General features: G+C 40.0%; 18 protein-coding genes. 10 read left to right on the forward strand and 8 right to left on the reverse strand.

From position 1 onward, the window contains the following. The first annotated feature begins 53 nt into the window (after nucleotides 1-53). Nucleotides 54-245 carry a hypothetical protein gene (locus tag IQ226_RS08450; protein WP_228039321.1) on the forward strand — a complete coding sequence of 64 codons (192 nt, stop codon included), beginning with the start codon at nucleotides 54-56 and terminating at the stop codon, nucleotides 243-245. A gap of 274 nt (nucleotides 246-519) precedes the next feature. Here IQ226_RS08450 and IQ226_RS08455 read toward each other — a convergent pair whose 3' ends face one another. Beyond that, on the reverse strand, nucleotides 520-2,247 hold the full coding sequence (locus IQ226_RS08455) for a succinate dehydrogenase/fumarate reductase flavoprotein subunit (protein WP_193894510.1): 1,728 nt from the start codon (nucleotides 2,245-2,247) through the stop codon (nucleotides 520-522). A 152-nt stretch (nucleotides 2,248-2,399) separates the two neighbouring features. Then, on the reverse strand, nucleotides 2,400-2,714 hold the full coding sequence (locus IQ226_RS08460; protein WP_193894480.1) for a hypothetical protein: 315 nt from the start codon (nucleotides 2,712-2,714) through the stop codon (nucleotides 2,400-2,402). A 425-nt stretch (nucleotides 2,715-3,139) separates the two neighbouring features. Here IQ226_RS08460 and IQ226_RS08465 point away from each other — a divergent pair, with 425 nt between their 5' ends. The 3 genes from IQ226_RS08465 to IQ226_RS08475 all read left to right on the forward strand — a co-directional run bounded on the left by IQ226_RS08465 (nucleotide 3,140) and on the right by IQ226_RS08475 (nucleotide 7,689). Continuing rightward, on the forward strand, nucleotides 3,140-4,465 hold the full coding sequence (locus IQ226_RS08465; RefSeq protein ID WP_193894512.1) for a folate/biopterin family MFS transporter: 1,326 nt from the start codon (nucleotides 3,140-3,142) through the stop codon (nucleotides 4,463-4,465). 89 nt (nucleotides 4,466-4,554) lie between these two features. After that, nucleotides 4,555-6,021 carry a carotenoid oxygenase family protein gene (locus IQ226_RS08470; RefSeq protein ID WP_193894482.1) on the forward strand — a complete coding sequence of 489 codons (1,467 nt, stop codon included), beginning with the start codon at nucleotides 4,555-4,557 and terminating at the stop codon, nucleotides 6,019-6,021. Between the two features lie 378 nt (nucleotides 6,022-6,399). Beyond that, nucleotides 6,400-7,689 (forward strand): Glu/Leu/Phe/Val dehydrogenase, encoded by a 1,290-nt coding sequence (locus IQ226_RS08475; protein WP_193894484.1) that lies wholly within the window; start codon nucleotides 6,400-6,402, stop codon nucleotides 7,687-7,689. A gap of 20 nt (nucleotides 7,690-7,709) precedes the next feature. Here the strand turns inward: IQ226_RS08475 and IQ226_RS08480 are convergent, their stop codons facing one another. The 3 genes from IQ226_RS08480 to IQ226_RS08490 all read right to left on the reverse strand — a co-directional run bounded on the left by IQ226_RS08480 (nucleotide 7,710) and on the right by IQ226_RS08490 (nucleotide 12,259). After that, a complete protein-coding gene (locus IQ226_RS08480; protein ID WP_193894486.1) occupies nucleotides 7,710-8,006 on the reverse strand; it encodes a hypothetical protein in 297 nt (98 codons plus the stop codon). Between the two features lie 122 nt (nucleotides 8,007-8,128). Continuing rightward, nucleotides 8,129-9,298, reverse strand: coding sequence for a formate-dependent phosphoribosylglycinamide formyltransferase (gene purT / locus IQ226_RS08485; RefSeq protein ID WP_193894488.1), 1,170 nt, complete (start codon nucleotides 9,296-9,298; stop codon nucleotides 8,129-8,131). Nucleotides 9,299-9,877: 579 nt separating this feature from the next. Continuing rightward, complete coding sequence (locus IQ226_RS08490) at nucleotides 9,878-12,259, reverse strand: phosphoketolase (RefSeq protein ID WP_193894490.1); 2,382 nt, start codon at nucleotides 12,257-12,259, stop codon at nucleotides 9,878-9,880. Between the two features lie 164 nt (nucleotides 12,260-12,423). On the opposite strand from IQ226_RS08490, the gene menB reads away from it, so the two are divergent. Then, nucleotides 12,424-13,260: a 1,4-dihydroxy-2-naphthoyl-CoA synthase gene (gene menB / locus IQ226_RS08495; RefSeq protein WP_228039322.1), complete on the forward strand. Its 837-nt coding sequence runs from the start codon at nucleotides 12,424-12,426 to the stop codon at nucleotides 13,258-13,260. A gap of 226 nt (nucleotides 13,261-13,486) precedes the next feature. Here menB and IQ226_RS08500 read toward each other — a convergent pair whose 3' ends face one another. Together IQ226_RS08500 and IQ226_RS08505 are read right to left on the reverse strand one after the other, a co-directional pair. Continuing rightward, nucleotides 13,487-13,801: a hypothetical protein gene (locus IQ226_RS08500; RefSeq protein WP_193894492.1), complete on the reverse strand. Its 315-nt coding sequence runs from the start codon at nucleotides 13,799-13,801 to the stop codon at nucleotides 13,487-13,489. Between the two features lie 332 nt (nucleotides 13,802-14,133). Next, the gene (locus IQ226_RS08505; RefSeq protein ID WP_193894495.1) at nucleotides 14,134-14,679 is read right to left on the reverse strand and encodes a DUF721 domain-containing protein; all 546 of its coding nucleotides are present in this window, start codon (nucleotides 14,677-14,679) and stop codon (nucleotides 14,134-14,136) included. Nucleotides 14,680-15,029: 350 nt separating this feature from the next. Here IQ226_RS08505 and IQ226_RS08510 point away from each other — a divergent pair, with 350 nt between their 5' ends. The 5 genes from IQ226_RS08510 (at nucleotide 15,030) to IQ226_RS08530 (ending at nucleotide 20,350) form a co-directional block, all read left to right on the forward strand. Next, the gene (locus IQ226_RS08510) at nucleotides 15,030-16,220 is read left to right on the forward strand and encodes a hypothetical protein (RefSeq protein WP_193894497.1); all 1,191 of its coding nucleotides are present in this window, start codon (nucleotides 15,030-15,032) and stop codon (nucleotides 16,218-16,220) included. Between the two features lie 176 nt (nucleotides 16,221-16,396). Then, on the forward strand, nucleotides 16,397-17,107 hold the full coding sequence (locus tag IQ226_RS08515) for a PspA/IM30 family protein (RefSeq protein WP_193894499.1): 711 nt from the start codon (nucleotides 16,397-16,399) through the stop codon (nucleotides 17,105-17,107). Nucleotides 17,108-17,339: 232 nt separating this feature from the next. After that, on the forward strand, nucleotides 17,340-18,131 hold the full coding sequence (locus IQ226_RS08520) for a PspA/IM30 family protein (protein ID WP_193894500.1): 792 nt from the start codon (nucleotides 17,340-17,342) through the stop codon (nucleotides 18,129-18,131). A 408-nt stretch (nucleotides 18,132-18,539) separates the two neighbouring features. Further along, complete coding sequence (locus tag IQ226_RS08525; RefSeq protein ID WP_193894502.1) at nucleotides 18,540-18,875, forward strand: co-chaperone YbbN; 336 nt, start codon at nucleotides 18,540-18,542, stop codon at nucleotides 18,873-18,875. 293 nt (nucleotides 18,876-19,168) lie between these two features. Beyond that, nucleotides 19,169-20,350, forward strand: coding sequence for an LL-diaminopimelate aminotransferase (locus IQ226_RS08530; RefSeq protein ID WP_193894504.1), 1,182 nt, complete (start codon nucleotides 19,169-19,171; stop codon nucleotides 20,348-20,350). Nucleotides 20,351-20,584: 234 nt separating this feature from the next. Here IQ226_RS08530 and nadC read toward each other — a convergent pair whose 3' ends face one another. Then, on the reverse strand, nucleotides 20,585-21,466 hold the full coding sequence (nadC, locus tag IQ226_RS08535; protein WP_193894506.1) for a carboxylating nicotinate-nucleotide diphosphorylase: 882 nt from the start codon (nucleotides 21,464-21,466) through the stop codon (nucleotides 20,585-20,587). Between the last annotated feature and the right edge of the window lie 355 nt (nucleotides 21,467-21,821).

Raw genomic sequence — 21,821 nt, forward strand, 5'->3', positions numbered from 1 at the left:
TGCAGCTTGATTGTATAATATAAAATTAAGTTAATAAGCAATCACCAGGAAGTATGCCAGCAAAAAACCATCTATCACAAGAGCAGAGAGAAAAGCTATTAAAAAACCTAAAAGAGCAAGAAAACCCATACATAAGAGAGAAGATACTCATCTTGTTGTTGATGAATGATGGGAAAACTTACCAAGAAATTAGTAATTTTTTAGATATCGCATATCCAATTTTCAATGAAATGCCCACACAATAAGGCTGCTAATGATTTTGAACCAGGTTTTCCGTAAAAAGAGCCGAATAACCGCATATTTTAGAAAATTAAATATTATTAGTAACTCTGGTTATGAGACAGTTGTTACTGTGATATTATCTTTGATATAGAATTAGAATAGCCGGAAAGGGCGCAGACCCTGCGCCCCTACGAAATAGACATCTCCAAAAAAGAATGTAGAGACGTTCCATGGAACGCCTCTACAAGGGTTCTAGGATACGCATATTTAATTTCTGGAGATGTCTAATGATTTTAATTAATACTTTCTTTCTTTTGGTGCAAACATTGTGATTGTGACGGGACGATATTGAATATCAATTCCTGTTGGTGAATAATAAGCCATTGTGTGTTGTAAGAACTTATGATCATCTCTTTCGGAAAAGTCTTCTCTAAAGTGTGCGCCGCGACTTTCTTGGCGATTGAGGGCGGAAGTTAAAATGGTTTGTCCAACTACCATTAAACTTTGTAGTTCTAAGGCTTCAACTAATTCTGTATTCCAGCTTTTTCCTTTGTCATCTAAATATATTTGTGAATATTGTTGTTGTAGTTGGGCGATTTTTTCTAATCCCTGACGCATTACTTCGTCGGTGCGGAAAACGCCACAATTTTCAGTCATATTATCTTGAAAAGCTTGACGGATTTGATTAATTCTGTACTGTCCTGGTTGTTGTATTAAGAGTTGTATTTGTTGTTTGGCTTCGTTGATGTAGCGTGTTTCATCTATGGATGGTAATTGCCGATTTTGGACATAATTAGCGATCGCCGCCCCGGTCCTTTTACCATAAACTACACATTCCAATAAGGAGTTACTACCGAGACGATTTGCGCCGTGAACCGACACGCAAGCAGTTTCCCCAGCGGCAAAAAAGCCCTCGACAAAACTATCATTATTACTTCTGACTTGTCCGTCAGTATTGACAGGAATACCACCCATACAATAATGATTAGTAGGACGCACAGGCATGGGTTGAGTGACAGCATCTACACCGACCAAACGATGGGCCTCTTCCCAGCAAAAGGGAACACGACTCATGATTTTTTCCTTACCCAAATGGCGCAAATCCAGATAGACAAAGGGACCTCCCCCACTCCCATTAGTATTTACACCACGACCCGCCCGGATTTCATAAGCGATCGCCCGTGAGGTAATATCACGAGGGGCTAACTCCATGCGACTGGGGGCGTAATTAGCCATAAAGCGATCGCCATCGGCATTAATCAAATATGCCCCTTCACCGCGCACAGCCTCGGAAATCAGCACCCCCACAGGATACAAACCGGTAGGATGAAACTGAACAAACTCCATATCTGCCAAAGGTAAACCAGCCAAAGCCGTCATCGCTAAACCATCACCAGTAGAAGCATAATCATTAGAAGTCGTGTTATAAACCCGACCATAGCCCCCAGTGGCAAACATCACAGCCTTCGCCCGTAGCACCTCAATATGCCCATCCAACAGGTGAAACATCACCACACCCTTCGCCTGACCATCCTCCAAAATCAGGCGCATTACATACCATTCTTCGTAAATCTGCACCCCATAACGGCGCAAATTATTCACCAACTCATGTAAAATTGCATGACCAGTTTTATCAGCCGCATAACAAGTCCGGTTATGAGAATGGCCACCAAAAGCCCGTTGCGCAATCCGACCATCAGGTAAACGAGAAAACAATACCCCCAGATGTTCCAAATCAATCACCACATCCGGTGCTTCCTGAGTCAAAATTGCCACCGCATCTTGATCCGCCAAATAGTCGGAACCCTTGACAGTATCAAAAGCGTGAGCTTCCCAAGAATCCGTATCATCCACATTTTTTAAAGAAGCCGCCATACCACCTTGAGCAGCCACCGAATGAGAGCGAATTGGGTGAGTTTTGGCAACTACCGCTACCTTTAAACTAGGGTCAGTCCGGGCAATTTCCACCGCAGCCCGACAGCCAGCCAAACCACCACCAACAATAATTACATCATGTTCAAGCATCATCAACCACCGATTAAAAAAAAATTCCCCATCTACAAGACAGGGTAATAGAGAAATTGTAAATTTGACATCTGGTGCAAAAAAATGTAGAGACGCTTCATGTAACTTCTCTAGAAGGGTTGTAGCAAACACACATTTAATTTTCTGACCCTTTAGCTAGTTACTTGGACTGGGTTTTGTGAAATACTACTTTGTATTGATTCTGTCTTGGTTTTTGGCTCTACAGCATTGAGTTCAATATTATTTAATAAAGTCGTCACAAAGGCGAAAAGTAAAAAAGGTAGAGATAAAAGAACCACAAGACCTACCGTAGCTAAAGCGTATACAGGTCTTTTTGCGCCCATCAGTGCTAAAGCTGATGCCAAGCTAATAGTAATCGTAATTAACCAAACAATAATTTGACCGTAAATATCACCAAAAGTTAAGGTACAGACAAAGCGATAGTTTTGAATATTATTTTTGTTCATTTTAAACTGGCCTCAATTTTGTCCTATAGCTTCTAGCTTAAATCTATGTTTGCCTCAAGAACAATTTCTCAATATATTTCCAAGGTTTGTAATATTACTTTACAAAAAACTAATGTTCAGTCACATCCCCTGGGAAATTGTCAATTAATGTATTTTATGTATAACCATTTATACAGAGAACACGGTTAAAAAGAAAATTTCTTCTATACAAAATTCGCCAAAGGCGATCGCTCGACTGAATACAATTCCCGACATCAATCTGTATCAATAAAAGCATTCCCATCTCAGGGTTAGCAAATCAAGTTTCGTTAAAGGTAATGGAAATTTATTCATTCAACATAGTCTCTTATAATTAATAAAAACTTATCCTCAATTTAAAAATCTATGATATAAAAGTAAATAAAACTTAATCATTATTCATGCAAATGCTAAATGACTCCCCTACCTTACCCAAATTCAAAGATCTACTAACCAAAAAAATTCTCTTAGGTAACGAACCCAGTCCTGAGTTAATAGCAATTCTTACCATCTATTTTGTTCAAGGTATACTGACATTATCGCGTTTAGCTGTCAGCTTTTTTCTCAAAGACGAATTACTGTTAGGTCCCGTGCAGATGTCAACAATTATGGGAATCTGTGCTATACCTTGGATGATTAAGCCATTATATGGATTTATTTCCGATAGTTTACCCATATTTGGTTATCATAGAAAACCTTACATAGTTATGTCAGGAATTCTGGGCTGTGTAGCTTGGGGATGTTTAGGAACGGTCGTTCATACTAGCACAACAGCTACAATTATGATTATAATTTCTTCTCTCTCTGTGGCTATTAGTGATGTGATAGTTGATTCCATAGTAGTTGAAAGAGCCAGAAACGAATCAGAAGCCAAAATAGGTTCTTTACAATCTCTTTGTTGGGGTAGTTCAGCTATTGGTGCCTTATGTACAGCTTACCTGAGCGGGTTACTTTTAGAATATTTTACCACCCGTATAGTATTTTTAATAACAGCATTATTTCCTTTAATTATTTCATCTGTAGCTTGGTTAATTACTGAAAAACCTTTTAATCAAGATCACAAAAAAGGCAATAACACAAAAGATCAACTATTGAAAATCCGCCAAGCAATTACTCAAAAAACAATTTGGTTGCCCACATTATTTATATTTATTTGGCACGCTACACCAAAAACCGAATCAGCATTCTTCTATTTCACAACTAATGAACTCCACTTTCAACCAGAATTTTTAGGACGAATTCGGTTAGTGACGAGTTTTGCTTCCCTAATTGGAGTTTGGGCTTTTCAACGTTACTTTAAACACATTCCCTTTAGAACTATGATTACTGCGGGTATTTTCCTATCCACAGCTTTAGGAATGACGAATTTATTATTAGTAACTCACACCAACAGAATGTTAGGCATAGATGATCATTGGTTTAGCTTAGGTGATAGTTTGATTATTACTGTGATTGGGCAAATTGTATTCATGCCCATATTAGTATTATCAACAAAGCTTTGCCCTCCCGGCATAGAAGCCACATTTTTTGCGTTAATCATGTCTGTACTTAATGTAGCAGGAACAGTTTCCTACGCATTAGGATCAATAATGATGAAATGGTTAGGAATCACAGAACATCAATTTGACTCCCTGTGGTTATTAATCATTCTCACTAGCTGTGCTTCTCTGATACCCATATTTTTTGTTAAATTGCTACCAGATGATAGAATTGATAATGATGTACTTATTTAATAGATAAAAATCTCGAAAACAATTAGATTTATCTCTATATTTACTTACATCCCCGGGTTTCTGAAGAAATTTACCATAGCCAAGAAAAAATGCAAATATTAGAACCTCAAGATCAGCAAAATCTCCAAAAATCCTATACTCTCAAAGATTGGCAAGGAGGATATGAATCTCTTCACCAGGAATTTGATTACTGGATTGATGATATAGAAGGAGAAATACCACCAGAATTGCAAGGAACATTATTTAGAAATGGACCGGGTTTACTAGATATTAATGGGCAAAAATTACATCATCCCTTTGACGGTGATGGCATGATTAGCCGCATTACATTTACCAATGGCCGCGCCCATTTTCGTAACCGCTTTGTTACCACAGCAGGTTATTTGGCAGAAAAAAAAGCGGGTAAAATTCTTTATCGTGGTGTTTTTGGTACACAAAAACCGGGCGGCTGGTTAGCTAATATCTTTGATTTCAAAATCAAACATATTGCTAATACTAATGTAATTTATTGGGGTAAAAAACTATTAGCCCTATGGGAAGCATCCGAACCCTATTTACTTAATCCGCACACTCTAGAAACATTAGGAAATGAATACTTTAACGGTGTTTTATCTAAAGGGGAAGCCTTTAGCGCCCACCCGCGAATTGATGCAAATGGTACATTAGTTAATTTCGCTATTACACCAGGACTATCAACTACAATTAACATATTTGAGTTAAATACCGACGGAGAAATCACCAATAAACAAAATCATAGCGTTGCTGGTTTTTGCTTCATTCATGATTTTGTGATTACAGAAAATTACTGTATTTTCTTCCAAAATCCTGTTAGTTTTAACCCCATACCTTTTGCTTTGGGAATATCTAGCGCCGCCCAATGTATTAAAGTCCAAAAAAATCAACCTACAAAAATTATCATTATTCCTCGCCAAAACCCAACTGGAAAAATCAAAGTTTTAGAAACTCAGGCAGGTTTTATTTTCCATCATGTTAATGCTTTTGAAGTGGGTAATGAAATTATCATTGATTCTATTTGCTATGAATCGTTACCAGAAGTTGAACCCAATAGCGATTATCGAGAAACAGATTTTGATGCCAATTCTCCTGGGCAACTTTGGCGATTTAATCTGAATTTACCAACCAATACAGTCCAAAATTATTTAATAGATGATCGATCTTGTGAATTTCCCACAATTCACCCTCATCATGTCGGTAAATCTTATCGTTATCTATACACGGCTGCGGCACATAAATCAACGGGAAATGCACCCCTCCAAGCAATTTTCAAACTTGATTTAGAGTCACAACAAAGACAATTATGGAGTGCTGCACCAGCAGGTTTCATCGGTGAACCAATTTTTATTCCTCGTCCAAATTCCCAAACAGAAGATGATGGCTGGCTAATAGCTTTAGTTTATGATGCAGAACATCATCGTTCAGATGTGGTGATTTTAGATGCTGTAAATCTGGAAAAAGGTGAAATTGCAAAACTACATCTCAAACATCATATTCCCTATGGTTTACATGGGAGTTTTACACCTGAAACATTCATTTAAGTAGGCTGGCGTTAAAAATTATCGTTGTAGGAAGGCAAGAGGCAAAAGGCAAGAGTGAAGAGGTTTTGGAAGATTTTACTTTTCTTTACACAGTTTGGTTTTATTATGTTGACCTAGGCGTTGCTGAATTGAGGTATGAAATTAGAAAAAACAAAATCTAAAACTTTGCGCCTCTGCGTGAGACTAAAATTCATAATCCTTAATCAGCAACGCCAAAATTTAGATATTTTTACAGTTTATCTGCCCAGGGGTCTCACGGCACACAAATTACAATAAAATTGTAACAGAAACTACAAAATTGACATCTTTTCCAAAAAAGAGGGTAAGCTAACCATATCAATCCGGTTCACAAACATACGATGATGAGGAGTAGGTATTATGGTGACAACGTCTCTCCCACTTATAGAAAATCATTCTCCAGCGCATATTTGCCCTTATGATCAAGCCTGTAGCTATTTAGAATGGGCTGCTAAAGAATTAAAATTAGATCAAGGTATCGTAGAAATACTCAGTCACCCTCGAAAAGTTGTCACAGTTTCCATTCCCATAAAAATGGATAATGGGGAAGTGCGGGTTTTTGCTGGACATCGGGTACAACATTCCGATATTTTAGGCCCCTATAAAGGTGGTATTCGCTACCATGAAGCAGTGACATTACGAGAAGTATCCGCCCTAGCCATGCTCATGACTTGGAAATGTGCATTGTTAGGCATTCCCTACGGTGGTGGCAAAGGCGGAATTCCCATAGACCCCAAAAAGTTCAGTGTGGGGGAATTGGAACGGATTAGTCGCCGTTATATTAGCGAATTAATTAAAGACATTGGACCATCCGTAGATATACCCGCACCAGACATGGGAACATCGGCACGGGAAATGGCATGGATGATGGATACTTATTCTGTCAATGTTGGTCATTCTGTCCCCGGAGTAGTTACAGGTAAACCATTATCTATTGGTGGTTCCCTGGGACGAGAAATGGCGACTGGGCGCGGTGTGATGATTATTGTTCGTGAAGCGATCGCCGATCACGGTCAATCCCTCGTAGGAGTCCGGGTAGCAATTCAAGGCTTCGGTAATGTAGGTGGGGCAGCGGCCGAATTGCTACACCAACAAGGAGCAAAAATTATCGCTGTTTCCAGTGCTAGTGGGGGTATCTTTGCCGAAAATGGTCTTGATATTCCTGCTGTCAAAGCCTACGCTGCGGCCAACCATCGCAGCGTAGTGGGATTTCCCCAAGCAACACCCATTAGTAATGCAGACTTATTAACTTTACCTTGTGATGTCCTGATTCCTGCCGCTTTGGAAAACCAAATTACCGCAGAAAATGTCCATCAAATCAAAGCCCAATTTGTCGCAGAAGCGGCTAATGGTCCAGTGACTTTGGCAGCTAACCGCGTTCTAGAAGCCCAAGGTGTCACCGTGTTACCGGATATTTTAGCCAATGCCGGGGGTGTGGTGGTCAGTTATTTAGAATGGGTACAAGGTCTTTCCTACCTATTCTGGGACGAAGAACGAGTCAACCGGGAAATGGAACATTTGATGCTTCAGGCTTACCGCAAGGTCATTCATGAGTCGCAAGCACGGGGGGTAAATCTGCGATTAGCTGCTTATACTTTGGGTGTAGGTAGAGTCGCGCAAGCTTTAAATGATCGGGGTTTGTATCCTTAGTTTTATCTATTGGGAAAATCTTATTCCCAAGTCGCTACATTCCTCAACACAGACGGAATTTCACCCTGTGATAAGGGAAATTCTAACATTGTTTCTTTATAACCTAAATACCCAGATTCAGTAAAAGATAAAAGCATTCGTTCCAGCGCCAACCAAACTTCTGGTTCATATTCCCAATCATGATAGCGTCTAGCACGTCCAGCAATGGAACGTAAAGCCCAAAAATAAGAATTCCTGACAACAGAACCACCTTTTTTAAATTCTGGTACATCCTCATGGTGAATAAACAAAACATTATTTTCAATTCTGGATCTCATAGATGTAGAGGCGCATGACCTGCGCCCATTCAAGATTAAGAAAGAAGAAAAAGTTCTTCCTTATAGACTTTTATAATAAACTTTTTATCTCATTTCCAGTGCATACCGCTATGGCTGAATGCTTAATTTATTTTCACCTGACTAGCTGCCTTTACCGCCTTTTCTCTAGCTGCTTGAATATCCCCACCTTTTGCTAAAGCCACGCCCATGCGACGATAAGGATGAGCAGTAGGTTTACCAAACAACTTAATATCTACATCTTTTTCAGCTAAAGCTTCAGCTACACCAGTAAAAGTAATAGAATCAGATTTTTTTGAAGCTAAAATTACCGCACTTGCGGAAAATCCTAACCGTTCAATGTGGGGAATTGGTAAACCTAAAATAGCTCGCAGATGTAACTCAAATTCATTCAAATTCTGAGAAATTAATGTCACCATGCCTGTATCATGGGGTCGAGGAGACAGTTCTGAAAAAATGACTTCATCTTTAGTAATGAAAAATTCAACCCCAAAAATTCCCGCACCACCTAAAGCATCAGTAACTTTTTTAGCAATTTCTTGAGATGCTAAGATTTTAGCTTCAGAAATAGCTGCCGGTTGCCAAGATTCTTGATAATCACCTCTTTCTTGACGGTGGCCAATGGGATCACAAAAAATTGTCGGTGCGTCCCATTGTTTAATCGTTAGTAAAGTAATTTCAATTTCAAAATTAATGAATTCTTCGACAATTACCTTTTGGCTATCACCACGAGAATTAAAAATAGCATAATTCCAGGCTTTTTCTACCTCATTTCTATCATTAACTACAGATTGACCTTTCCCCGAAGATGACATTACAGGTTTAACAACATTAGGAAAGCCAATTTCTTCAGAAATACTAATTAACTCTTCCAAAGTGACAGCATAACCATATTTAGCAGTTCTAATGCCTAATTCTTGATGTGCTAATTCTCTAATTCTGTCCCGGTTCATGGTGTAATTAGTCGCCGCTGCTGTGGGAATAACTGTAATTCCTCTTTGTTCAAACTCTTGTAATTTTTCGGTTCTAATTGCCTCAATTTCGGGAATAATAAAATCGGGCTGATGTTTATTTACAACCGCTTCTAAATCATCAGCACTCAGCATGGAAATAACTTCTGCACAATCAGCTACCTGCATGGCAGGAGCATCGGCATATCTGTCCACAGCAATGATATAATTACCTAAACGTTGAGCCGCAATTACAAATTCTTTTCCTAGTTCTCCTGAACCAAGCAGCATTAATTTTTGGGGTAGTTTTAGTGTCTTAATCATAAGTTAGATACCGCAGATGTTGATTTAAATATCTTGTCATTATTTTACATGGTTTGGGGATTTTGTCCGAGAAGGTTGGATAAAAAACAGGACAATTCAGGACTTACGCAACTGGCACATTGGTAGGGTGCGTCAGATATCAACAATCTGTTTATTTGCAGGATTTATGCAGTTTGACACACCCTACAACAGATTTTTGGTGTGACACTTGCGTAAGTCCTTTTACCGAAGATTAAAATATTCTCCGCTTTAGAGGGTGTTTGAAAAGTCTAATTTATTACTTGCAAGGGCGACTAGAAGTCGCGGAACTACACAGACGAAACCCACCTATTCCTTCGGTCCCGTAAGGGATACGTGGGTTCAAAAGCCTTGATTTTTCGTTAGTCCACGCAGGTGGACTTTGTTTGTGTAGTAGCGATTCCTAATCGCCGGAAACTTTTCAAACATCCTCTTAGATGTGTAGGGGTAAAGCATGATCTCATTGGTGTCAACTTAGAAACACTGGGAATGAATTCTCCGTCTCATCACACCAATAAGCACTGCTAAACCCTTAACGATAAAATCAGCTTGATTCAATTATTAATATGGCCAAGTCCAATCACGAATTTCTGGCATATCTTCACCGTGTTTCTGGATATATTGCTTATGTTCTATCAACTTATCTTGCAATTTTTGCCTCACATAAGCTGCTTGATAACCTAACTTTGGTACACGGTCAATCACATCCATAACTAAATGGAATCTATCTAAATCATTCATCACCACCATATCAAAAGGTGTGGTTGTTGTTCCCTCTTCTTTATAACCACGCACATGAATATTGTGGTGATTTGTATGCCGATAAGTGAGACGATGAATTAACCAAGGATAACCATGAAAAGCAAAGATAATGGGTTTATCAGTTGTGAAAATTGTATCAAAGTCTTTGCTACTTAAACCGTGAGGATGTTCACTTTGTGGTTGTAGTGTCATCAAATCCACAACATTGACAACCCGCACTTTTAAATCTGGGAAATGTTGTCGTAAAATATCCACAGCCGCTAAAGTTTCCAAAGTGGGAACATCTCCAGCACAAGCCATAACTACATCAGTTTCACTGTCTTGATCATTACTTGCCCATTCCCAAATTCCTAAACCTTTAGTACAATGTTTAATTGCCGAATCCATGTCTAAATATTGTAAAGCAGGTTGTTTGCCAGCCACAATCACATTGACATAATTCCGACTTCTTAAACAATGGTCGGTTACTGATAGCAAAGTATTAGCATCAGGTGGCAAATAAACACGAATAATTTCGGCTTTTTTGTTAATTACATGATCAATAAAACCAGGATCTTGGTGAGAGAAACCATTATGATCTTGTCGCCAAACGTGGGAAGTGAGAAGATAATTTAAAGACGCAATTGGTCTTCTCCAAGTAATATGACGAGTTGTTTTCAACCATTTGGCGTGTTGGTTGAACATCGAATCAACGATGTGAATAAAAGCTTCATAGCAGGAGAAGAAACCATGACGACCTGTTAATAAATATCCTTCTAACCATCCTTGACAATTGGTTTCGCTAAGGATTTCCATTACTCGACCGTCGGGTGATAAATGGTCATCTTCAGGAAGAATTTGAGCATCCCAAGCGCGGTTTGTCACTTCCAAGACAGGATCTAACCGATTGGATGCGGTTTCGTCAGGACCAAAAACGCGGAAGTTACGGCTTTCGTCGTTGAGTTTCATAATGTCACGGAGAAACCTACCCGTTACCTTGGTAGCTTCAGCGTTAACTGTCCCTGGTTTGGCTACTTCTACAGCGTAGTTGCAGAAATCAGGCATTTTCAAATCACGCAGCAAAATTCCGCCGTTAGCGTGGGGGTTGTCTCCCATGCGACGCTGACCTTTAGGTGCTAATTCTGCGAGTTCGGGAATCAGTTGACCCTTGGTGTCGAAAAGTTCTTCCGGTTTGTAACTTTTTAGCCAATCTTCCAGCAATTGCAGATGTTCCGGTTTACCAGCTATATCACTAAAAGGGACTTGGTGCGATCGCCAATAATCCTCTGTTTTCTTCCCGTCCACTTCCTTGGGACCCGTCCAACCTTTAGGAGTGCGTAAAACAATCATCGGCCATTGCGGTCTTTCTTGGTAACCATGTACCCGCGCTTCTCTTTGAATACTTTGAATTTCTGGAATGATGGTATCTAATACTGCTGCCATTTTTTGGTGAATATCCGCCGGGTCAGCACCTTCCACAAAGTAAGGTTTATAGCCATAGCCGATAAATAGGCTTTCTAACTCTTCATGAGGTATCCTTGCTAATACTGTGGGGTTAGCAATTTTGTAACCATTCAAATGCAGAATTGGTAAAACCGCACCATCAGTAACCGGGTTAATAAATTTGTTAGAATGCCAGCTAGTTGCCAAAGAACCAGTTTCCGCTTCTCCGTCACCGACCACCGCCGCAACTATCAAATCAGGGTTATCAAATACCGCCCCATAAGCGTGAACTAAAGCATAACCTAATTCTCCCCCCTCATGGATAGAACCAGGAGTTTCTGGGGCGACATGGCTGGGAATACCACCAGGAAAGGAAAATTGTTTGAATAGTTTTTGCATTCCCTCTTCATCCTGGGAGATGTTAGGGTAATATTCGCTATATGTTCCTTCTAAGTAGGTATTGGCAACAAGTCCGGGTCCACCATGTCCGGGTCCAGCTATGTAAATTGCATTGAGGTCGTATTTTTTAATAACTCTGTTGAAGTGGGCATAAATCAAATTTAGCCCTGGAGTAGTTCCCCAATGTCCTAAGAGTCTAGGTTTAACGTGTTCTTGTTTGAGGGGTTCTCTTAGTAAGGGATTGTCCAGAAGGTAAATTTGTCCAACAGACAGATAATTAGCAGCACGCCAATAAGCGTTAATTTGTTGTAATTCTGTGTCTGTTAAAGGCTTGATTTGTGGAATACTGGCAATATTCATTTCCAACTCCAGTGTAAAGTATTTGCACCAATTAATTTTAAACCCCATTGTCAAGAGGTAGGGGCGCAGGGTTTTCTAAGTATCAGAAAAAAACCGAAAATATCGGTGAGAAAAATACTTCCATATCCGCGATAAAATTCTCAAGCACAAATCATAGATTATCCATGATAGAAACCGACTGGAAGACCGTCAAAACCTACGAAGACATCATCTACCAAAAAACCGACGGTATCGCCAAAATCACCATTAACCGTCCCCACAAACGTAACGCATTCCGTCCTAAAACTGTCTTTGAATTATACGAAGCCTTTTGGGATGCTAAAGAAGATACTTCTATTGGCGTAGTCCTATTTACAGGTGCAGGACCTCATACAGATGGAAAATATGCCTTTTGTTCCGGTGGTGATCAAAGTGTGCGTGGACAAGCAGGTTATGTAGATGAAACCGGAATCCCCCGCTTAAACGTCTTAGATTTGCAACGCCTGATTCGTTCCATGCCCAAAGTAGTAATTGCCCTAGTCGCGGGTTATGCTATCGGTGGGGGTCATGTTCTCCATTTAATTTGTGATTTAACTATTGCTGCTGATAATGCCATTTTTGGGCAAACAGGACCCAAAGTAGGGAGTTTTGATGGTGGTTTTGGGGCTAGTTATTTAGCCAGAATAGTAGGACAAAAAAAAGCCAGGGAAATATGGTTTCTTTGTCGTCAATATAACGCCCAAGAAGCTTTAGAAATGGGCTTGGTTAATACTGTCGTCCCTGTAGAACAACTAGAAGCAGAAGGCGTACAATGGGCGCAAGAAGTATTAGAAAAAAGTCCCATAGCTATTCGTTGTCTGAAATCAGCATTTAACGCTGACTGTGACGGACAAGCTGGTTTACAAGAATTGTCTGGTAACGCCACTCTACTCTATTACATGACAGAAGAAGGAGCAGAAGGAAAACAAGCCTTTTTGGAAAAACGTCCCCCTAACTTTCGGGATTTTCCCTGGTTGCCTTAAATTGATTTGATCATCAAACTTTACCAATAAAATTATTTTACTCCTCCTTTGTTCTCCTGACTCCTGACTGGTCGCAAGCCCTGCGCCCCTACCTCCCCTATATACCAAAATCGCACCTGTTGTGGAAGGTGCGATTTCTGAAGATGTCAAAATTGGAACCACTAACAAATTGCCAGTCAAATTTTATTAGGGTGGACAGAAAATTGATGACCGTAATCATGAATAGTTAAATGAGTACGCTTTGATTTTTCACTTCTTGTGTAGTGGAAGTAGGAATATCTTCGACAGAGGCTACTGTAACATGATCCAAATCCGTCGGGAGAGTTTGAGCAGCCGCAAAAACAGGTTTGGCTACTGGTAAACTCCAAGCATCTTCTAAAGTTTCCCAAGCAGGTGCAAAAGCGGACATGACGAAAGGACAAGCTTTCCAGACCCCTTGGACTGGTGCGCTCAATTTTTCACACATACCACCACGACGACCTTGTGGCTGGTAATAACGACAATAACGACAGGTAGATGTCAAACGCTTAATTAGTTTCATGTGCCTTCATCTTCAGTACCATTCAGGACTACTTATCACACTTATATATCTTGCTTCTTAATCAAAATAGGCATGAAGGGTAAAAATCATGATTGGATATAGGTTCTAGCGATTATTAACTATAAACAGACTTTAGGATATCTTTAGATTCTTGTTATATATGTAAATAATTATTAGAGTGCCTACATATTTATTTTCATCTAAAACTTATTGGGGATCAAGATGAAAACATTGACTTTGGATTTCCTCGGGTTGGAAAAACGTTACTTTAGATAGAGTTCAAATCAGTTTTTAGCATTTAATTTACTTAATGATCTACAATAGTTTAATATTTATCCTAACCGCTTGGAGCAGCAGAGAGAACAAACCTCCCAGCGTTCCAGTTCACCCGGTGGAGTGGGACATTGACATTGGGGACATAAGGGGAGATGATGCGATCGCTCTTGCATCATTTTAGACCAATTCTCAAAAGCACCCAAAGCATTGTCAATATTGGGTTTAACCAATCTATCACCAGTTAAATCATCAGCTACATAACTAGGATGTTCTGATGCCAAAACAGTGCCTTCTGTTCCCGTTATTGATGAATTTTTCCACTCGGCTGTAGAAAAGCGAATATCTACCAAAGACGTAGACAGCTTGTCATTTAATTTCATCAATATAGTTTTCCGTCCAAAAGTCAAATTTTGCGCCCAAGCAGCACTAGAAGTTGCTACCCACAAAACATCACGCTGAATAGACAAAGGACGAGTTTGCACCGCAACAGTAGTCCCCACAACTTCTCCCCAACACTTCAGTAACCGCAGCAATACCTGTTCTTGCCATTGTGGTGAACGTTGAATATTCCCTAAAACCTGATCAATTGACTTAAAAGACATATTGTGTTAGTAGTTTTACCATAAAATAACTGAATACTGACAATCAACTTTCGTTAGTATTAAATGGGTTGGCGTTGAAAATTGTCTTTGTAGCAAGGCAAGAGGCAATCGGCAATAGGCAAGAGTAAAGAAGTTTTCAGCGATTTTACGTTTCTTTACACAGTTTGGTTTCATTGTGTTCACCTACTTAGGAAAATTAATTACACAATTGATTTTTCTGTTCCCTGTTCCCTATTCCCTGTTCCCTATTCCCTATTCCCTATTCCCTCTCTCAACGAGTGAATTTAATTTTGTCCGACTACCTATATTAAAAATTCATTTAATCATCTACCCTAAATCCATCTTAAACAATGAATCAAAATCCCTTGATAGATTCTCCCAAATCTCCCCAAAAACAGGGCTTAAATCCTACCCTAGCCACCGCCCTGGCTAGTTTAGAAATACAATTAGATCAAGAATTAACCAGATATAGACGCACACGCAAAAACACAAAACCACAAACAGCAAGAAGTGTAGAAAGTTACACTAATTATCAAACAACAACCTTGTCGAAGGAGATTCAACTACCAGCAGTTCCTCCCGTACCCATTCCCTCAGAAAATCCATTCTTGACAAATGAGACTGAAACCATTGATTTTCCCCAGGAGTTTGCTAACTCAGACATAGAAGAAACCCCCACACCTCCCAACTTAGAAAAATCAACTAGCAGTATAGTTCCCACCAAAATTCCCTCCTCCGACAACCAAACCCTCCTCACCACAAATGATCCTCCTCAACAACCAAATGATTATTTAGAATCTAGTGAGGCATTATTGCGGAGTTTAACTGCCGAAGCACCACAAAATCAAACTCCTAATTCTCCTAAATCCCGTGATAGTGTCTTATCACCTTTAGGTATTGGTTCAATGCTGTTGCTATTATTGGCAAGTTTGACTTTAGGTTATGTTGTCTTCAATCCCAAAAACTTGCCCAAACTTAATTTCAGTAGCTTACAAAACAATAATTCATCAAAGACTGCGGAAAATACAGAAAACACAGAAATTATGGAAAATAATTCCCAACTAACTAGCGAACCAAAAATCACCCCCATAGCTAAATATCCTAATTTAGCCACCCAAGAATTTCGACAAGTGAGAGATCCTAAAGATGTCGTAGATTTAACACCAAAAGTTAAACCGACCCCTCAAATCATTCCCACTCCTGTAGCTATTCAACCCTCCATAACTCCTATCTCTCCATTACCGAAACTTTCCCCCTTACCTAACACCCTCTCTAAATCCACACCTTTACCAAAGCCTACAGCTACTTCATTACCCCTACCAGAAGATGTCAAACCATCAGCTAATGGCTACTATTATATTATTGCGGATAATCAAGGCGACAAAGCCTTAACAGCCGCCAAGCAAGTCGTTCCTGATGCTTATTTATCACCAAATAAAAAATTTATTTATTTAGGTGCATTGAAAACCAAGGATGAGATTAAGCGCAGATTGCAGGAATTAGAAGCAAAAGGCATTAAAGGAAGAGTACAACAGCCATAATTAAAAAAGTTAGTCTTAGTGAATAAAATTTACTGACTTTAACGCCAAAAACTCTTATCTTTGCGCCTTTGCGCCTTGGCGTGAGGCTAATTCATACTCATTTCCTGCCATATTCTGATTTAAGATGGCAGTATTACAAATCTCAAAGTCTGGTAAATGGTCAAGGTAGAGCCAACATGGAAGTTATTAACCGTATTCTGCGGGTGATTCGCGCCAATTTCAATAGTTTGGTTAGCAATGCAGAAGATCCAGAAAAAATTCTGGAAAAAGCTTTCGTGGAAATGCAGGAGAATTTGGTACAATTGCGTCAAGGGGTAGCTCAAGCGATCGCCACCCAAAAGCGCACAGAACGCCAAGCAGCCGCAGGAGAATCCCAAGCCGCAGAATGGTATCGTCGCGCCCAATTAGCCCTCCAGCAGGGTAATGACTCCCTCGCACGGGAAGCTCTCACCAAACGCAAATTTTACCAAGAAACCGCGACAACTTTAACCAGTCAAATTCAGCAACAAAAAGATGTAGTCGCCAAATTAAAGCAAGATATGCGGACTTTAGAGTTAAAACTGGCTGAGGTAAAAACTAAAAAAGATATGTATATCGCTCGCGCTCGTTCCGCCGAAGCTTCCTATCGCCTCCAAGAAATGTTAAATGGAGCTTCTGCTACATCTAGCTTAGGTGCATTAGAACGAATGGAGGAAAAAGTTTTACAGATAGAAGCACAGTCAGAAGTTGCTAGTACACTGGGTGGTGATGATCTAGAAAAAAAATTTGCATCCTTAGATTCTCATCATGATATTGATACAGAACTTGCAGCCATGAAAACTTATATGCTAAATCAAGGAGAAAATCCCCCGCCAGATCATAATTTACCCAAACCACCCAAACCATAACTTCCCCCGGTTAACATAGCCCTATACACTTGAATGGAATCCAAAATTTAACTTACTTTTACTCCTTACCCCTTCCCTCTTATTCTGACTCCTGACTCCTGACTCCTGAATTCTTCTCTAAAAAAATAGCAATCCAGACTGGAAAGACTACATTAGAATAGGTAGCTATTAATATAGTAGAAAAGCTAACTATCTAACCAAGAGCGTAAACCTCTAAAGGAAAAATAAATTTATGGGATTATTTGATCGCCTTAAACGAGTAGTTGGTGCTAACTTAAACGATTTAGTTAGTAAAGCCGAAGATCCAGAAAAAATGCTAGAACAAGCCCTCCTCGAAATGCAAGAGGATATGGTGAAGTTGCGTCAAGGTGTAGCACAGGCAATAGCCGCCCAAAAACGGACAGAGAAACAGTATAATGAGGGACAAAACGAAATTAATAAATGGCAGCGCAACGCCCAACTTGCCCTGCAAAAAGGTGATGAAAACCTAGCCCGTCAAGCATTAGAGCGCAAGAAAACTTATACTGATACCGCTACGGCATTAAAAACTAGTCTAGATCAGCAAACTGTTCAAGTTGAAGGACTCAAGAAGAATTTAATCCAGCTAGAGAGCAAAATTTCTGAAGCCAAAACCAAGAAAGAAATGCTCAAAGCCCGAATTACCGCGGCCAAAGCCCAAGAACAATTGGGAAATATGGTGAGCGGAATGAGTACCAGCAGTGCCATGTCCGCTTTTGAGCGCATGGAAGAAAAAGTATTACTTCAAGAATCCCGCGCTCAGTCAGTAGGAGAATTAGTAAGTGCAGATTTAGATCACCAATTTGCTCAGTTAGAATCTGGTAGTGATGTTGATGATGAATTAGCTGCTTTGAAAGCATCCCTAGCACCTGCACCAGAACCCAAACTACTCACTCCAGAACAACCCAGACCCGCAACTCCAGTACAACCAACCAGTACAGCTAAATCGGTTGAACCAGTTGATGCTGAATTGGAGGCTTTACGCAAACAATTGGATAATCTGTAGTTTTTGCGGATAATTCAATTCAGTTAATCCCACACATCTTGGTTGTGGGATTTTACTTCATTTTTTTCCATGATTGTGATAAATTACCAGATGAAAAGCTTGAACTAGTTTTTTTAACGAACCACTCCAGGCACAGAGGACACAGAGGTAGGAAAATAAGAGATGTGATACCTACGGCACGCTTCGCGAACACATTTCATTTCGGATTGCTATATAATCAATAGACATTTCCAATAAAGATTGTGGATACGTTTTATAGAACGTCTCTATAAGGGTTTCAGGTCACGCATATTTAATTTCTGGAGATGTTTAATATATTAGAATCTAAAATCCAAAATCTAAAATCCAAAATATTGAGATAGAGTATCTTGTAAACGAACTTCATTATGCTGCTTTATGGAGACTACAATGAATAAGGGTGTAATCACTATCACTGATGCTGAGTTGGAAACGGAGGTATTACAATCCGAGCAGCCTGTATTAGTTTATTTCTGGGCTTCTTGGTGTGGTCCTTGTCAATTGATGTCACCAGTGATTAACTTGGCTGCGGCAACTTATAGCGATCGCCTAAAAATTGTTAAAATAGAAGCTGACCCTAATCCAGTCGCTGTCAAACAATATAAAGTAGAAGGTCTTCCCGCTCTTAGGTTACTAAGAGGAGAAACAGTATTAGCATCTACTGAAGGAGTAATTAGTAAAAATAAATTACTCAGTCTTTTAGATATACATTTAACCGACAACTAGTTATCAGTGAGTAATCAAAAATCCATAGTGTTTGATTACTCACTGATAACTAAATGATCAATAAATAGGGCTTGCTGAATAAAGCTAAAACTTAGATATATAAAGAGTTTGAAGGTGAAAAACGTGCAAGGAATAAGGGTGGAAATTAGCAAAAACCTATCACTTTACCAGATTCAATACTATTCTTCTCTTCTTCTAATTCTGACTCCTGACTCCTGACTCCTAGCCCATGACTTACGTCACGCTGCGCTATCACAGATAACTTTTTCAGCAAACCCTAAATAATAATTAAAATGCAATTTGCTAACCGGTTACAATCCTTAAAATCTAACGTATTTGCCGATATGGACACAGCCAAGTCCATTGCTTTGGCTGCTGGAAGAGAATTAATTGATTTATCTTTAGGTTCATCAGATTTACCCGCCGAGAATCACGTCATAGAAGCGATCGCTCAATCACTCCATGATCCTAGCACTCATGGCTACTTGTTATTTCGTGGTACTCAAGATTTCCGTAAAGCCGCAGCCCAATGGTACGAGCAAAAATTCGGTATCCCAGTTGACCCCGAAACAGAAGTTTTACCCCTCATTGGTTCTCAAGAAGGAACAGCCCATTTACCTCTAGCCGTGCTTAATCCCGGCGATTTTGCCCTATTATTAGATCCTGGTTATCCTTCCCATGCTGGCGGAGTATACTTGGCTAGTGGTCAAATTTACCCCATGCCCATAAAACCAGAAAATAATTTTTTACCGGTTTTTAGCGATATTCCCCCCACTATTTTAGCCCAGTCGCGGTTAATGGTTTTAAGCTATCCTCATAATCCTACCAGTGCGATCGCCCCCCTATCCTTCTTTCAAGAAGCCGTAGCCTTTTGTCAACAACATAATATAGTTCTCGTTCACGACTTCCCCTACGTAGATTTAGTCTTCACAGAAACCGAAACCCCAAAATCCCCTGTTCCCTCAATATTGCAAGCAGACCCCCAAAAAAGCGTCTCCATTGAATTTTTCACCCTATCAAAGTCTTATAATATGGGAGGCTTCCGCATTGGTTATGCCATTGGGAATCCCCAACTAATTCAAGCCTTAAAACAAATCAAAGCCACCGTTGATTTTAATCAATATATAGGAATTTTGAACGGGGCGATCGCCGCCCTCACCGGACCCCAAAATGGTGTAAAACTTGCCGTTGATACATTTCGTCAGCGCCGGGACACCTTCATCAAAGCCTTACACAGTATCGGCTGGAACGTTCCCACCCCCCAAGCCACAATGTACATTTGGGCAAAACTACCCCCACAATGGAGTCATAATTCCATAGAATTTTGCACCGAACTAGTTAAAAAAACAGGCGTAGCCGCTTCCCCAGGAGTCGGCTTTGGTGAATTTGGCGAAGGATATATTCGCTTTGCATTAGTACAAAAACCAGAAATATTAGAAACCGCAGTAGAGAGAATTTCCCAGTTCCTCTATTAACTCAAATTTCCAATTTGCAGTCATCTAATTGAGCTTATACCAATTCTATGTGAAGCTGCACATAATCCTGAAATCCGTTGATTTATCTGTCTTTATCCGCGTTTATCTGCGTGCATCCGCGTTAAATTATTCTATGCAGCTTCATATTAATTTGGTATTAGTAATAAGTAATCGGTAAATTTCTCATCCTGTTAATCCTTTAATCCCGGACATCCTGATATGGCTTGCGCCACGCTACGCTATCAGACATTTTACCATCCTCATACTCAAATCCAACCACTTAGATTGAGTAATAGGCGCACTAGTAGAAATATAATCAACACCAGTTTCCGCCACAGCACGAACAGTCTCCAAATTCACATTACCAGAAGCCTCAATCTTCACCCGATCATCTTCTTTACGAATCAATAATACAGCCTCACTCATCATAGACAAAGGCATATTATCCAACATAATAATATCCGCTTTATACCGTAAAGCTTCCCGCACCTGTGCTAAACTTTCCGTCTCCACCTCAATTGTCAAAGGATAAGGAGCGTGACAACGAATGCGGGTAATAGCCTCCCCAATACCCCCAGCCGCCACAATATGATTATCCTTAATCATCACCGCATCATCCAAACCCATCCGGTGATTCATCGCACCACCCAAAGCACTAGCGTATTTCTCCAAAACCCTCAACCCCGGAGTAGTTTTGCGCGTATCCACCAACTGAGCAGGTAAATCAGCTATTTTTTCCACATATATATTAGTCAAACTCGCAATTCCACTCAACCGCATCACCAAATTCAAAGCCACCCTTTCCCCCATCAAGAGCGTATCCAGTGAACCATTAATTTCCGCCACCACCTCTCCTGGTTCACATTTCGCCCCCTCAGCCGCAACACTTACAAAATCAACCTGATTATTCAAAAGCTGAAACACCCTAGCCGCAATCGGTAAACCCGCAATTATCCCCGGTGCTTTAGCTATCCACTTCGCTTCTCCCCTAGTGGGATTGTGGGACAATAGAGATTGAGTAGTCCGATCTCCCCTACCAATATCCTCCAACAACCAACCTTGCAACAATTGATCCAACACCAAAAACGGTGGTAATACAGCCACAGAACTCTTCATATAATCTTCTAATATCTATATCCACTCAACACTATCAACAATTCTTTCCCATTCCGTAACTACTCAATGAGATACATCATAGCCCCCTCTCGAAGAGCGGGGAGGGGGTTGGGGGTGGGGTTTTTCTATCTCAGCCAACCGAGAACCACTATAACATGACAGAAATCTTAGGAATTTTAACGCTCACAACCCTTACCTCACAAGGATTGTAGACAAAATAAAAAAACGAACTGAAAAATAGTTTGCCAAAGTAGTTGACAAAGCAAAGTAGATTCGATATATTAAGTAAGTGCCGAACAGAGCAGCCAAAAAGAGGCGACACTAAACAGCACACCGAACCTTGAAAATATTATAG

It is taken from the genome of Dolichospermum sp. LEGE 00240 (assembly GCF_015207875.1).
Classification (GTDB): Bacteria; Cyanobacteriota; Cyanobacteriia; order Cyanobacteriales; family Nostocaceae; genus Dolichospermum; species Dolichospermum gracile.